Below are 13,776 nucleotides of genomic sequence, written 5' to 3'. Positions count from 1 at the left end.
TCCCCAGCTCATCTGGGTCGAATGTCCTTGGTTGAGCTCATCGGCCACCCCTTACGCGCGATGATCGAGACGGCGATCGTCCGGTCCGGATACATTGACGGCGCGATCGAGTCAAGCGGACGGGTGGCCCTGGAGTTGGAGGCGCTATGATCATCGTTGCACGGCCCGAGGTGCTCGTCGTCGGCTACGCCATGCGCACCAACAACGCGGCGGAGGCCGATCCGTCGCGAGCGCAGCTGCCGGGCCTTTGGGCGCGTGCGGGAGCGCCGGGAGCCTTCGCCCACGTCCCCGGGCGCGTCGACGAGAACCTCTACGCCGTCCTTATCGACTACGAGAGCGGTCACCAGGGGTCCTACACGCAGATCGTCGGCGTGGCGATCCGCACGGCGGCGGGGCTGCCCGAGGGCATGGTCGCCGTCCGCGTGCCGGCCGTCCAGTCGCTCAAGGTCGAGGCGCACGGCCCGATGCCGCAGGCGTTGATCGAGGCATGGCAGCAGGTGTGGAGGCACACCGAGGGCGGCGGGGTCCCCGCGCGGGCCTTCACCACCGACCTGGAGGTCCACCACCGCGCGGGCGTCGATCTCTACCTGGCGGTCCTGCCCGGCCACAACCCCATCCCGGCCGGTCCCGGCAGGGACCGCGCCCAGGCGTAGGCGGCCTCCCCCGTCACGGCCGTCGCTCCGGGAGCACCGAGCGGCGCGGCGGTGTCAGGCCAGGACTCCCGCCTCGCGCAGCGCCTTGGCGCGCTCGTCGGACAGGCCCCACGCCGACAGGTCGTGCAGGCGGGTCGCCTGGGCGAGGTCGCCCCGCCCGCTGCCGAGCAGGCGTGGCGCGGGCACGGGCTGGGTGACGCCGCCGACCTCGACGAACGTGCCTCTCGCGGTGTTGTGCGGGTGCCGGGCCGCCTCGCCCATGTCCAGGACGGGCGAGACGCACGCGTCAGAGCCGTCGAAGATCTCCTCCCACTCGGCGCGGGTCTTCGACCTGAACGCCGCCGCGAGCCGCTCGCGGATCTCCGGCCAGTTGGCGCGGTCGTCGCGGCCGGGCAGGTCGGTGAGGCCCGTCTTGCTCACCAGCTCGGCCCAGAACGCCGGCTCCAGCGACCCGACCGCCACGTGGCGCCCGTCGGCGGTCTCGTACGTGTCGTACATCGGCGCGCCCGTGTCGAGCAGGTTGGTGCCGCGCGGGCCCCACAGTCCCGCCTGGGCGCTGTGGTAGAACATCGCGAACAGGATGGCCGCGCCGTCCACCATCGCGGCGTCGACCACCTGGCCCCGGCCGGTGCGCTCGCGCTCGAACAGGGCGAGCAGCACCCCGTAGGCCAGCATCAGCCCGCCGCCCGCGAAGTCGCCGAGGATGTTGATCGGGGGAGTGGGCTTGCCGTCCTCGCGCCCGAGCATCGACAGGACGCCGGCGATCGCGATGTAGTCGATGTCGTGCCCGGCGGTCGCCGCGAGCGGGCCGTCCTGGCCCCAGCCGGTCATCCGGCCGTAGACGAGCCGCTCGTTGACGGCCAGCAGATCGTCGGGCCCGATGCCGAGCCGCTCGGCCACGCCGGGACGGAACACCTCGATCACCACGTCGGCGCCCGCGGCCAGCTCCTTGAACGCCGCGACGCCCTCGGGCGACTTCAGGTCGAGCCCGATGGTCCGCTTTCCGCGATCCATGACGTCCGTGCGGGGGCGGTCGCCGGATCTGGCCACGGCGGCGACCCGGTCGACCCGGAGGACCTCCGCGCCGTGGTCGGCGAGCATCATGCCGGCGAAGGGCCCCGGCGCGAGCCCGGCCAGCTCCAGCACGCGGACCCCGGCCAGGGGGCCCCGCCTGGGGCGATCTTCCGGATCCGGGCCGCCGTTGTCGCTCATTGGTGTCTCCTCGGGTGCGATGTCGACGATAGACGGCACCGTGCGGGCGAAGCAAACGCTTGGTATCGTGCGATCCGGGCCCGACCCCGATCGCCTGGGACACGACGCTAACCCCTGCTTGAACCGCGCGTCGAAGGGGGGTCCTGAGTTTGCGCGGGTTTAACGTGTCTACTCTGGTCGGTGGTCATCTCAGGAGATAGCGTTCTAGCGACGATCTCCACACACTTAGTTCTAGGGGGTGGTGGCATGCCAGATCGCACGGTGAGGACGACCGCCCAGATGACAGCCCATCGCAAGGCCGTCGAGCAGATCAGGGAGTCCTACACCGCCCTCCCGGAGGGGGCCTCCCCGCGGCTGTCGAAGCCGACGACGAACCTGTTCCGCTTCCGCGAGCCAGGCAAGGCGGCCAAGCTTTCGGCGCGCGATCTCGACAAGGTCATCCAGGTCGACCCGGAGACCCGGACCGCCGAAGTCCAGGGTATGACGACCTACGAGCGGCTGGTGGACGCCACGCTGCCGTCCGGCCTCATGCCGTATGTCGTCCCGCAGCTGAAGACGATCACTCTGGGCGGGGCCGTGACCGGCCTCGGCATCGAGTCGTCGAGCTTCATGCACGGGCTGCCGCACGAGTCGGTCGAGGAGATGGAGATCCTCACCGGCGACGGCCGCATCGTGGTCGCCCGGGCCGACAACGAGCACAGCGCCCTGTTCAAGGCGTTCCCGAACTCCTACGGCACGCTCGGCTACGCCCTGCGGCTGCGCATCAAGCTCCTGCCCGTCCAGCCCTTCGTGCGGCTGACGCACATCCCGTTCTCCGACGCGGACAAGTGCATGCTCGCCATGCAGGAGATCTGCGACAGCGGGGAGTACGACGGCGAGAAGATCGACTTCATCGACGGCACGTTCTTCAGCCCCGGCGAGATGTACATCACGGTGGGGCAGTTCGCCGATCGTGCGCCGTACGCGTCCGACTACACCGGGATGCGCATCTACTACCAGTCGATCCGCACCCGCACCCGCGACTGGCTGACCGTCCGCGACTACCTCTGGCGCTGGGACACCGACTGGTTCTGGTGCTCCCGCGCGTTCGGGGTGCAGCAGCCGCTGGTCCGCTCGCTGATGCCGAGGCGCTGGCTGCGGTCGGACGTCTACCGCAGGCTCGTCGGGCTCGACCAGAAGTACGGCGTGACCGCCCGCATCGACCGCTGGCGCGACAACGCGGTGCAGGAGTCGGTCATCCAGGACGTCGAGGTGCCCGTCGAGAGGGGCGCCGACTTCCTTGCGTTCTTCCACGACAAGGTGGGCATGACCCCGGTCTGGATGTGCCCGCTGAAGGCCACCGGGGAGTGGCCGGTCTACCCGCTGGAGCCGGGAAAGCTCTACGTGAACTTCGGATTCTGGGGCATGGTCGCCCTCCCGCGCGGTCAGTTCGACGGGTACCACAACCGGCTCATCGAGAACTCCGTGCACGAGCTCGGCGGCCACAAGTCCCTGTATTCGACATCTTTCTACCCCCGTGAGGAGTTCTGGCGTCTCTACAACGGCGACGCCTACTGGCCGGTCAAACGGGAGTACGACCCCGGAGGGCGGCTGCTCGACCTCTATGACAAGTGCGTACGGGGGCGTTGAGGAGGTTGGTTCGATGAGACTCGCCCAGATCTTCGAGAAGATCGTTGGGTCGGAGGCGAACGTCGAGTTCGCCGCGTACGACGGGAGCAAGGCCGGACCGTCGGACGCCGCCGTCCGCATCGAGGTGAAGTCCCCGATAGCGGTGGCATACCTGGCACAGTCTCCGGGGGAGATGGGGCTCGCGCGCGCCTACATCGCAGGCCATATCGACGTGCACGGTGACATGTACACCCTGCTGTCGGAGATGGCGCGGATCACCCTGGACGACATGCCGATGAAGGAGAAGATCTCCGTCGCGCGGTCGCTCGGCGTCAAGCCGCTGCTGATGCGGGTGCCCCTGCCGCCGCAGGAGGTCCGCCAGAGCGCGCTGGCGCGGCTCGGCAGCCGTCACGCCAAGCAGCGTGACGCCGAGGCGATCCACCACCACTACGACGTCTCCAACCGGTTCTACGAGTGGGTGCTCGGCCCGTCGATGGCCTACACCTGCGCCGTGTTCCCGGAGGACGGCTCGTCGCTGGAGGAGGCGCAGTACGCCAAGTTCGACCTCGTCGCCAAGAAGCTCGCCCTCAAGCCGGGCATGCGCCTGCTCGACGTCGGCTGCGGCTGGGGCGGCATGGTCATGCACGCGGCGCAGCACTACGGCGTGAAGGCCCTCGGGGTCACGCTGTCGCGCCAGCAGGCCGAGTGGGCCCAGAAGGCGATCGCCGAGGCGGGGCTGTCGGAGCTGGCGGAGGTCCGCCATCTCGACTACCGCGACGTCTCCGAGGGCGACTTCGACGCGGTCAGCTCGATCGGCCTCACCGAGCACATCGGCAAGGACCAGCTCCCCGGGTACTTCCGCTTCCTGTACGGCAAGCTCAAGCCGGGCGGGCGGTTGCTCAACCACTGCATCACCCGGCCCACCGGCACCGAGCGCACCATCAACAAGGGCGGCTTCATCAACCGCTACGTCTTCCCCGACGGCGAGCTGGAGTCCGTGGGCCACCTCATCCGCGAGATGGAGGACATCGGGTTCGAGATCCGCCACGAGGAGAACCTCCGGGAGCACTACGCCAAGACCCTGGAGGGGTGGTGCGCCAACCTCGACGCCCACTGGGACGAGGCGGTCACCGAGGTCGGCCAGGGCACCGCTCGCGTGTGGCGGCTCTACATGGCCGGTTGCGTCGTCGGCTTCGAGCGCAACAAGGTCCAGCTCCACCAGGTGCTCGGCGTCAAGCTCGGCGAGGAGGGCGTGTCGGGCGTCGCGCTGCGTCCCTCGCGCGACTGGCCCTGACCGTGAGCTGATCACGACCGTACGTGCGATCCGGCGCCCCGCCTGCCTCAGGTGGGGCGCCGGCCTGTCACAGAGGCGCTCCCGCTCAGCCCCTGGCGTGCTCGGCGGCGACCAGGGCGGCGGCGAGCTGGACGGCGACCAGCGTGCGGATGGGAATCGGCCGTCCGGCGGACTCGACGGCCGCCTCGTCGCACCACCCCTCGAACAGCTCGCCCAGCCGGGCCCGCTGAGCGCGGATGGCCGGAGTGAGGTTCCCCGCCGCCAACTCGGCGTCCAGCATGCGGCAGAAGGTGCCGGTGAAGCGCAGCCGGCGCATGTGGAGCGTCTGCCGGTTGCCGAACTGCTCGGCCACCGTCGCGGGCCGGTCCGCCGAGGGGTGGTCCTCCCACACGTCGGCGAACTTCCGGTACGTGACGAACATGTCCTCGGCCGAGCGGCGGAACGGCGAGCGGACGGTCAGGTCGCGCCGCACCGCGTCCATGCCCGCCAGCAGCGTGTCGATCAGCTCCCGCTGGGCGGCCAGCCCCGTCTTGAGCACGTCACCGTACGACATGGCGGTGGGGGTGGCGTCGGAGACGCGCTCGTCGGCCCAGTAGGGGAGCTCGGTGATCAGGTGGAGCGCGCCGAACCTGGCCGCGTAGTCGGCGCTGCCGCCTCCGGCGCCGAAGACCTTCGCCTGCCGGGTGCCGCCCGGGGTGAGGTACACCGCCGGGGCGATCGTCGTGGCGCCGGGCAGCTCCGGCTCGCCGTGGTGCAGCGGGATGCCCTCCAGGGCCGGCAGCTCGGTGAGCCGCGCCGCGAGGACGGGGTCGTGGCGGTTGAGGTAGTAGTAGGCGCCGCTGTACTCCCCGTTGTGCAGGGAGTAGACGAAGGCCGGCCGCACCTCGTCCATGAGCCGTATCAGCGCGTCGGTCTCCGGCAGGCTCCGGTCGAAGGAGTAGCCGTCGCCGCTGAGCGGGAACGTCCACTCGACCTGGTCGTTCCAGGCGGGCCGGTAGAAGTGCCGGGCGTAGTGGCGGCGGTCGCCCGGGCGGGCGTACCAGCCCTCGTTCAGCCGTGCCCCGTCGGGATCCACGCAGGGGATCAGGTGCCAGCGGTACCCCAGCCCCTCCCGCAGCCCGGCGTCGTCGCAGAGCCGCCGGATGAGCTGGCTGACGGTGAGCGCGCCGATCGGCTCGTTGGGGTGGGGCCCGCCGATGATCACAGCGTCGCGGGCGCCCGTCCCCACGGTGAGCGCCCGCAGCGGCTCCCCCAGCCTGGAGGAGCCGATCGCGCGCAGCCGGACGAGGCCGGGGTGGAGCCTGGCGAACTCGTCCAGCTCGGCGTGCATCTCGTCCACGCTGGGGAACCTGTCGAAGTCCGGGACCCGTCGCATCTGCTCGCGCACGTCCATGGCATCGCCCTCCAGTTGCTCGCCCCGAGATCCCTCGCCCCGGCCTCCTCGTAGGTTTGCCCCTATTTGGGGGAGTTCGAATGCATGTATGCCCTCGGCGTGAACGACGTCAGCGCAGTTCCCGCTTGAGGATCTTGCCGCTCGCGGTCATCGGGAACGACTCGCGGAACTCCACCAGGCGGGGGTACTTGTAGGCCGCCATGTTCTCCTTGGACCAGTCGACCAGCTCGTCCTCGGTGAGCGCCGCGCCCGCCTTGAGGATCACGTACGCCTTGATCTCCTCGCCGTGCGAGGCGTGGGGGACACCGACGACGGCGGCCAGCGAGACCGCCTCGTGGGTCATCAGGACCTCTTCCAGCTCGCGCGGGTAGACGTTGAACCCCCCGCGGATGATCATGTCCTTGGCGCGGTCGACGATCGAGTAGTAGCCGTCGGCGTCCCTGGTGGCGATGTCACCGGTGCGGAACCAGCCGTCCTTCATGACCTCGGCGGTGGCCTCCGGCCGGTTGTAGTACCCCTTCATCACGTTGTGGCCGCGGATCGCGATCTCGCCCGGCCCCTCGCCCTCGACGGTCTCCCAGCCCGCGTCGACCAGCTTCATCTCGACGCCCCAGACCGGGGTGCCGATCGTCCCGGCCTTGGTCGGCCTGCCCGGCTGGTTGAAGCTGGCCACCGGCGAGGTCTCCGACAGGCCGTACCCCTCCACCACCGTCAGGCCGAAGGTCTTCTCGAAGTCCTTCAGCACCTCGACCGGCAGCGACGCGCCGCCCGCGACCGCCGTCCGCAGCGTGACGGGGACCTCGGCGCCGTCGGCGTGGACCGAGGTCAGCATCGCCCAGTACATCGTCGGGACGCCCGCGAACAGCGTGACGCCCTCATCGCGCATCAGCGTCAGCGTGGCGGCAGGCTCGAAGCGCGGCACCAGCACCAGGGTCGCCCTGCGGCGGAAGCCGGCGTTCATGATGACGGTCTGGCCGAACGAGTGGAACAGCGGCAGCGTCGCGAGGAAGACGTCGTCGCCCGCGAGGTCGAACATCTCGTCGGAGACGATGGCGTTCATCAGCATGTTCTGGTGGCTCAGCTCGGCGCCCTTGGGCTGGCCCGTGGTGCCGCTGGTGTAGAGGATCACCGCCGTGTCGTCGGGGGCCGTCGCCGCGGTCTCGAACTCCCCGGACATGCCGTCGAGCGCGCTCCAGAGGGTCTGGACGCCCTCGATGCCCGATTCGGTGGCCAAGGGCGTGGCGGGCAGCAGGAAGAAGTCGCCGGCATGCGGCCCGTCCGCCGGGACGGCCTCACGGAACCCCGCGTGACCGCGCTCGCCGAGCGGCAGGTCGGGGGTGCCCTCGAAGCAGAACAGCGCCTTGGCGTCGGAGTCGCGCAGGTGGTAGGCGATCTCCCGCGACCGCAGCAGCACGTTGAGCGGCACCACCGTGGCGCCCGACTTCAGGATGCCGAAGTAGACGAACGGGAAGTACGGCAGGTTCGGGCAGGCGAGCGCCACCTTGTCGCCCCTGCCGATGCCCCGCGAGGAAAGGAGGTTGGCGACCTGGTTCGCCAGCGTGTTCACCAGGGAGTACGACATCCGCAGGTCCCCAAGGGCCACGGCGGTACGGTCGGGGCGCTCCCGGGCGCTGTCCTCCAGGACGACCGACAGGTTGAGCATGGTTCCTCCTCGCTGGGGCCGGCCACATCCGTCGGGGCGGGAGACCGAGGCCGCGACAATGCCGGTGTTTGCGACATCTTGGCAGTCGATAGCTACTAATCGGTAACGAGCGTGGACGTGGGGCCGCAAGGGGCGTAAGTACGTGAAAGGTTGCTCAGCATCCCACGGAGGAATCAATGCAATACGACTACGTCATCGTGGGAGCGGGTTCGGCGGGCTGTGTCCTCGCCAACCGGCTCTCCGCGGACCCCTCGGTGCGGGTGGCCCTGCTGGAGGCCGGCGGCGCGGACCGCAAGCTGGAGATCCGCGTGCCCGCGGGCTTCTCCAAGCTGTTCAAGACGCGGTACGACTGGAACTTCACCACCGCCAAGCAGGCGGAGATGTACGGGCGCGAGCTGTACTGGCCGCGGGGCAGGACCCTCGGAGGCTCCTCCTCCATCAACGCCCAGATGTGGGTCCGCGGCGTCCGCGCCGACTACGACGGCTGGAACCTGCCCGGCTGGTCCTACGACGAGGTCCTGCCGTACTTCATGCGCTCCGAGCGGCGGGTCGGGTCGAACCGGGGCGGGGTGTACGGCACGGACGGTCCCGTCTACGTCTCCGAGCTGCGCAGCCCCAACGTGACCACCCGGGCGTTCCTGCGTGCCTGCGAGGAGGTCGGGCTCACCAGGCTGGAGGAGCTCAACGGCGCCACCAACGAGGGGTTCTCACAGACGCCGGTCACCCAGGACCGAGGGCGGCGGTGGAGCGCCGCCGACGCGTACCTGCGCCCGGCGATGGGCCGCCCCAACCTCACCGTGCTCACCGCCGCGCAGGTCGGCCGGGTGCTGCTCGACGAGGACGGCCGGGCCATCGGCGTCGAGTACGACCAGGGGCGGCGCGTGACGGCGGCCAGGGAGGTGATCCTCTCGGCCGGGGCCATCGGCTCGCCGCACCTGCTCATGCTGTCGGGGATCGGCGACCCGGACGACCTGCGGGCGGCGGGCGTCGAACCCCGGCACGAGCTGCCCGGGGTGGGGCGCAACCTCATGGACCACCTGGCCTCGGCGGTCATGCTGGAGTGCCCCGAGCCCGTCACGCTCGCCTCGGCGGAGTCGGTCGGCAACTACGCGCGCTACCTGCTGAACCGCACCGGGATGCTGACCTCCAACATCGGCGAGGCCGTCGCGTTCCTCAGGACCACCCCCGAGGAGCCCGCCCCCGACATCGAGCTGCTCTTCGCGCCGGTGCCGTTCTCCGACCATGGACTCACCCCGCCCTCAAGGCACGGCGTCACCATCGGCGTGATCCTGCTCCAGCCGGAGAGCCGCGGCCGGATCACGCTCAACGACGGCGAGGTGGTGGTCGACCCCTGCTACCTGACCGCCGAGGGCGACCTGCGGCGGCTGGTGGCCGGGCTGAAGAGGGCCAAGGAGGTGTTCGCGACCTCGGCGCTGCGGCCGTACGCGGGCGGGCCCATGAAGCCGTACGACGGCTCCGAGACCGACGAGGAGCTGGCCCGGTTCGTGCGCGAGCACAGCGAGACGCTCTACCACCCTGCGGGCACCTGCAAGATGGGCATCGACGACGAAGCGGTGGTCGACCCGTCGCTGCGCGTCATCGGGGTTCCGGGGCTGCGCGTGGTGGACACCTCGGTCATGCCGATGCTCAACCGCGGGCACACCCACGCCCCTACCATCATGATCGCGGAGAAGGCGGCGGATCTCATCAAGGCCTCTTGACGTAAGTGGTCACTTTCTAAACCATGGAGCCCGGAGGTGCGTCAGCGATGACGGCAGGCGTGACTGACATCGATCTCTCGGACATCCCCTTCTGGGGGCTGCCCCAGGCGGAGCGGCAGGAGGCCTTCAGGCGGCTCAGGGAGCTCGACCGGCCGATCTTCACCAAGGAGAACCACACCCCGTTCATCGGAGCGGGGGCCGGGTTCTACGCCCTGGTGCGGCACGCGGACGTCAGCGAGGCCAGCCGCAACGCCGGCGTCTTCAGCAGTGAGCCCACCTCCAACAGCATCCCCGACATGCCGAGGTGGCTGGCGGTCTACTTCGGCTCGATGATCAACATGGACGATCCCCGGCACGCCAGGCTCAGGCGGATCGTCTCGCGCGCGTTCACTCCGAAGATCCTCAAGAAGATGGAGGAGGACGTCGCCAGGGCGGCACGCGAGATCGTCGACAGGGCGGTCGCCGAGGGTCCGGGAGACTTCGTCACGCAGATCGCCGCCCGGCTGCCCGTGCAGGTCATCTGCGACATGATGGGCATCCCCCCGGCCCACCACGACCTGGTGCTCCGCAGCACGAACGTCATCCTGGGCAACGCCGACGCCGAGTACACCGGCATCCGGCCCGACATCACGCGGTGGAACGTGGCCAAGGGCCTGGTGAGGCTGCTGCGCGCGGGACACGAGCTCAGCGGCCTGGCCCGGCGGCTCGGCCGCGAGCGGCGCGGGAACCCCACGGGGGACCTCACCAGCATGCTGGTCAACGGCGACGAGCACCTGACCTCCCAGGAGCTCGGGTCGTTCTTCATCCTGCTGGTCGTCGCGGGCAGCGAGACCACCCGCAACGCCATCGCGCACGGCCTGAAGCTCTTGACCGACAACCCCGAGCAGCGCGGGTTGCTGCTGGGCGACTTCGAGACCCACATCCCCGGCGCGGTCGAGGAGATCATCAGGTACTCCACCCCGGTCATCCAGTTCCGGCGCACGCTCACCCAGGACCACGAGATGAACGGGCAGGAGTACAAGAAGGGCGACAAGGTCCTGCTGTTCTACAACTCGGCCAACCGCGACGAGGCGGTGTTCACCGACCCCGACGTCTTCGACATCACCCGCAGCCCGAACCCGCACGTCGGGTTCGGCGGGCCCGGCCCGCACTACTGCCTCGGCGCGCACCTGGCGAGGCGCGAGGTCACGGTCATGTTCCGCGAGCTGTTCACCCGCCTGCCGGAGATCCGCTCGACCGGCGAGCCCGACTACCTGCTGTCGAACTTCATCAACGGCATCAAGCACATGGGCTACCGGACGAGCTGATCCGCCGGGGTTTGACGTAAGTAACCGCTTTTATCAATCATGGAATCATGACTGTGCGGACGCCTCAGGAACGCGAGCCGATCACCTCGTACGACCAGATCAACCTGTCCGACTGGGATTTCTGGGCCCGGCCCATGGCCGAGCGCGAGCACGCCTTCGAGTTGCTCCGCGACCGTGAGACCCCCGTCTTCTTCGAGGAGCCGGAGCTGTCCTTCGCGCCGAGGGGCGAGGGTTACCACGCGATCGTCAGGCACGCCGACATCATCGAGATCAGCCGCAACCCCGACGTCTTCGGCTCCGGGGACGGCGGCGCGACCAACATCGCGGACATGCCCGCGGAGTTCGCCGAGTACTTCGGTTCGATGATCAACATGGACGATCCCCGGCACGCGCGCCTCAGGCGCATCGTGTCCCGGGCCTTCACGCCGAAGATGATCCAGAAGTTCGAGGAGGACGTCCAGGCCGCGGCCGTCCGCATCGTCGACGACCTGCTGGAGACCGGGCCGGGCTGCGACTTCGTCACCGAGGTGGCGGCCCGCCTGCCCTTGAAGATCATCTGCGACATGATGGGCATCCCGGAGAAGGACTACCGCTTCATCTTCGACCGCTCGAACATCATCATCGGCGCCTCCGACTCCGAGTACGTCCCCGGGGGCGACATGGACAGCGTGGTGGCCGCCATGCTCAACGCCGGTCTGGAGCTCCAGCAACTCGTCCAGGACCTCGCCGCGTACCGCACGGAGAACCCCACGGGGGACCTGACGTCCTCCCTGGTCAGCGCCAACATCGACGGCGAGCGCCTGACCCTCCAGGAGCTCGGCTCGTTCTTCATCCTGCTGGTCGTCGCGGGAAACGAGACCACGCGCAACGCCATCTCGCAGGGACTGCTCCTGCTCACCCGCAACCCCGGCGAGAAGGCCCGGTGGCTGGCCGACGTGGACGGCCACGCGCCCAGGGCGGTCGAGGAGATCGTACGGCTGGCCTCGCCGGTCAACTACATGCGCCGCAAGGTCACCAGGGACTTCGAGCTGAACGGCACCCACTACAGGAAGGGCGACAAGACCGTCCTGTACTACTGGTCGGCCAACCGCGACCGCGCGGTCTTCGCCGACCCGTACCGCTTCGACATCACCCGCGACCCCAACCCGCACCTGGGGTTCGGCGGGCCGGGACCGCACTTCTGCCTGGGCGCCCACCTGGCCAGGCGGGAGATCACGGTGATGTTCCGCGAGCTGCTCCAGCGGGTGCCGCGGATCGAGGCGGGACGGCCGAGGAGGCTGTTCTCCAGCTTCATCAACGGCGTCAAGCACCTGCCCTGCGACTTCTGACCCCGCCCCGCGCCCCCGCCTTCCGGGGGCGCTAGGAGGTCGTCGTGGGCCTGATCGAGGAGAAGACCGTGTTGATGTCGGGCAGCAGCTCCTTCTTGCTGTCCGGCACCGACATGTAGACGATCACCGGCAGGTCGGCCCCGGTGCTCACCGCGCCGACCACCAGGGTGGTCTTGGCGCCGCCCGCGAGGATCTGGTACGCGACGACGCGCGCGGGACGGCCGCCGACGGCCAGGCGCTGCTCGGCGGTCTTCGCCACCTTGTTGCCCTCGGGGAAGAACTTGTTGCGCGCGGCGAACGCCACCGAACTGATCACCGGAGTGAGATCCTCGGGCGAGGCCGGGGAGTACTTGGCGGCCAGCGACCTGGAGAGCGGGCCGGTCATCACCTGGGCGAACTGCGGGGTGCCGGCCGAGTCGGTGCCGGCGGCGACGTACTGGCGGGTCGCGAAGCCGTAGGTCGCCTGCACGTGCTGGGAGCGCAGGTCGAGCCGCCAGGGACCGCCGAGCCTGGCCACACTGATGGCCGACGCCTTGTCGGTGAGGATGCCGGCGCGCGGCGAGGCCTCGCCGGTGTACTTCGGCAGCCTGCCGATCGACTGCGGCTTGGCGGTGGCCTGCTTGCCCGGGGCCGACGCCTTGGGCGTGCTCTCGCCCAAGCCCTGCGTGCTCGCCCCGCCCTCGGCGGCCGACGAGCGCAGCGGGCCGGCGAGGAACGCCCACACCAGCGCCGCCACCAGGGCCACCGCGACGGAGGTGATGAGCGCGAGCAGCCACGCCCGCCTGCCGCCTCCGGTGTCCTCCGGCTCCTCGCCCATGGCCTCGTAGTTGTCGCCGAAGACGGTGTTCCAGAGCTCCTGCTGGCGCTCGGGGGGCGGCGTCTTCGGGCCGCTGATCTGCCCGGCGGTGACGAACGGCTTGTAGGGGTCGTGCTCCTGCTGGGGCACCGCGTGACGCTGGCCGTGCTGCTCGGGGGGCGCCTGATGCTCGGGGGCCATGGTCCCCGCCGCGCCCATCGGGCCCGCGGGCCCCGTCTGGCCCGTCTGGCCCATCTGGCCCATCGTGCCGGAGACGCGGATGGTGGTCTCGGTGCCGGCCGGGACGTAAGCGGGCGCGGGTGCGGGCGCCACGTCGTCGGGGAGCCGGAACGGCTGCGGGGGCGCCTCGGGGGCGTACTGCTGCCCGGTGAAGTGAGAGGCGGACGGCTGCGGCCCGGTGAAGTGGGAGGTGGACGGCTGCGGCCCGGTGGAGGAGGGGGCGTACTGCTGCGGTCCTGTGGGCGAGGGAGTGTAGGAATGCGGCCCGGAAGGCTGGGGGGAGTAGCGCTGGGGCCCGGCCGGCGGCGGCACGAAGGGCGGCTCTGACGGGGGTGGCGGCGGGGGGAACGACGTCTGGACCGGAGCCTGCTGGGACGCCTCCCGCGAGTACAGCGGCGCGTACTGCTGCGTGGCCTCCCAGGACGCCTGGGGGTCGGTCGTGGTGCGGCTGCCGTACGGGACCGGGTCGAACATCGACGTCGAGGCCGGTGGGGGCGGAGGGGGAGGCGGAGGCATCTCCGGCCATGCCGGGGGGTTCTCCGGCCATGCCGGAGGCCGCGT

10 protein-coding genes are annotated in these 13,776 nt (G+C 70.1%); 6 read left to right on the top strand and 4 right to left on the bottom strand.

What is annotated here, in order from left to right; all coding sequences use genetic code 11:
- Nucleotides 1-146 precede the first annotated feature (146 nt).
- Nucleotides 147-653 carry an effector binding domain-containing protein gene (locus tag ACGFIV_RS20155; protein ID WP_358556944.1) on the top strand — a complete coding sequence of 169 codons (507 nt, stop codon included), beginning with the start codon at nt 147-149 and terminating at the stop codon, nt 651-653.
- A gap of 54 nt (nt 654-707) precedes the next feature.
- On the opposite strand, the gene ACGFIV_RS20150 is transcribed toward ACGFIV_RS20155, so the two are convergent.
- Nucleotides 708-1,865 carry a CaiB/BaiF CoA-transferase family protein gene (locus tag ACGFIV_RS20150; protein WP_358556947.1) on the bottom strand — a complete coding sequence of 386 codons (1,158 nt, stop codon included), beginning with the start codon at nt 1,863-1,865 and terminating at the stop codon, nt 708-710.
- A 246-nt stretch (nt 1,866-2,111) separates the two neighbouring features.
- Between ACGFIV_RS20150 and ACGFIV_RS20145 the strand changes: the two genes are divergently transcribed.
- On the top strand, nt 2,112-3,494 hold the full coding sequence (locus tag ACGFIV_RS20145; RefSeq protein WP_392836784.1) for an FAD-binding oxidoreductase: 1,383 nt from the start codon (nt 2,112-2,114) through the stop codon (nt 3,492-3,494).
- 13 nt (nt 3,495-3,507) lie between these two features.
- The gene (locus tag ACGFIV_RS20140) at nt 3,508-4,767 is read left to right on the top strand and encodes a cyclopropane-fatty-acyl-phospholipid synthase family protein (protein ID WP_358553063.1); all 1,260 of its coding nucleotides are present in this window, start codon (nt 3,508-3,510) and stop codon (nt 4,765-4,767) included.
- Nucleotides 4,768-4,852: 85 nt separating this feature from the next.
- Here the strand turns inward: ACGFIV_RS20140 and ACGFIV_RS20135 are convergent, their stop codons facing one another.
- Nucleotides 4,853-6,160, bottom strand: a complete 1,308-nt coding sequence (locus ACGFIV_RS20135; protein ID WP_358553065.1) for a M14 family zinc carboxypeptidase — start codon at nt 6,158-6,160, stop codon at nt 4,853-4,855.
- A 109-nt stretch (nt 6,161-6,269) separates the two neighbouring features.
- Nucleotides 6,270-7,823 carry a long-chain fatty acid--CoA ligase gene (locus tag ACGFIV_RS20130; RefSeq protein ID WP_392836779.1) on the bottom strand — a complete coding sequence of 518 codons (1,554 nt, stop codon included), beginning with the start codon at nt 7,821-7,823 and terminating at the stop codon, nt 6,270-6,272.
- 176 nt (nt 7,824-7,999) lie between these two features.
- Here ACGFIV_RS20130 and ACGFIV_RS20125 point away from each other — a divergent pair, with 176 nt between their 5' ends.
- Genes ACGFIV_RS20125 through ACGFIV_RS20115 form a run of 3 tightly spaced genes read left to right on the top strand, consistent with a single transcriptional unit; the run spans nt 8,000 to nt 12,179 of the window.
- Nucleotides 8,000-9,544 (top strand): GMC family oxidoreductase, encoded by a 1,545-nt coding sequence (locus tag ACGFIV_RS20125; RefSeq protein ID WP_392836777.1) that lies wholly within the window; start codon nt 8,000-8,002, stop codon nt 9,542-9,544.
- A 47-nt stretch (nt 9,545-9,591) separates the two neighbouring features.
- Nucleotides 9,592-10,851: a cytochrome P450 gene (locus ACGFIV_RS20120; RefSeq protein ID WP_358553071.1), complete on the top strand. Its 1,260-nt coding sequence runs from the start codon at nt 9,592-9,594 to the stop codon at nt 10,849-10,851.
- A gap of 47 nt (nt 10,852-10,898) precedes the next feature.
- Nucleotides 10,899-12,179, top strand: a complete 1,281-nt coding sequence (locus tag ACGFIV_RS20115; RefSeq protein WP_358553073.1) for a cytochrome P450 — start codon at nt 10,899-10,901, stop codon at nt 12,177-12,179.
- A gap of 31 nt (nt 12,180-12,210) precedes the next feature.
- Here ACGFIV_RS20115 and ACGFIV_RS20110 read toward each other — a convergent pair whose 3' ends face one another.
- A complete protein-coding gene (locus ACGFIV_RS20110; RefSeq protein ID WP_392836772.1) occupies nt 12,211-13,689 on the bottom strand; it encodes a hypothetical protein in 1,479 nt (492 codons plus the stop codon).
- Between the last annotated feature and the right edge of the window lie 87 nt (nt 13,690-13,776).

Source organism: Sphaerisporangium sp. NPDC049003 (assembly GCF_043197795.1).
Taxonomy (GTDB): domain Bacteria; phylum Actinomycetota; class Actinomycetes; order Streptosporangiales; family Streptosporangiaceae; genus Sphaerisporangium.
The sequence above is the reverse complement of the archived record's forward strand: the minus strand, read 5'-3'. Positions and strand labels throughout refer to the sequence as shown.

Coding starts and splice junctions, on each gene's coding strand:
- ACGFIV_RS20130 (WP_392836779.1), bottom strand. CDS start 7,823: ATGCTCAACCTGTCGGTCGTCCTGGAGGACAGCGCCCGGGAGCGCCCC.
- ACGFIV_RS20145 (WP_392836784.1), top strand. CDS start 2,112: ATGCCAGATCGCACGGTGAGGACGACCGCCCAGATGACAGCCCATCGC.
- ACGFIV_RS20120 (WP_358553071.1), top strand. CDS start 9,592: ATGACGGCAGGCGTGACTGACATCGATCTCTCGGACATCCCCTTCTGG.
- ACGFIV_RS20140 (WP_358553063.1), top strand. CDS start 3,508: ATGAGACTCGCCCAGATCTTCGAGAAGATCGTTGGGTCGGAGGCGAAC.
- ACGFIV_RS20115 (WP_358553073.1), top strand. CDS start 10,899: ATGACTGTGCGGACGCCTCAGGAACGCGAGCCGATCACCTCGTACGAC.
- ACGFIV_RS20125 (WP_392836777.1), top strand. CDS start 8,000: ATGCAATACGACTACGTCATCGTGGGAGCGGGTTCGGCGGGCTGTGTC.
- ACGFIV_RS20135 (WP_358553065.1), bottom strand. CDS start 6,160: ATGGACGTGCGCGAGCAGATGCGACGGGTCCCGGACTTCGACAGGTTC.
- ACGFIV_RS20155 (WP_358556944.1), top strand. CDS start 147: ATGATCATCGTTGCACGGCCCGAGGTGCTCGTCGTCGGCTACGCCATG.
- ACGFIV_RS20150 (WP_358556947.1), bottom strand. CDS start 1,865: ATGAGCGACAACGGCGGCCCGGATCCGGAAGATCGCCCCAGGCGGGGC.
- ACGFIV_RS20110 (WP_392836772.1), bottom strand. CDS start 13,689: ATGTTCGACCCGGTCCCGTACGGCAGCCGCACCACGACCGACCCCCAG.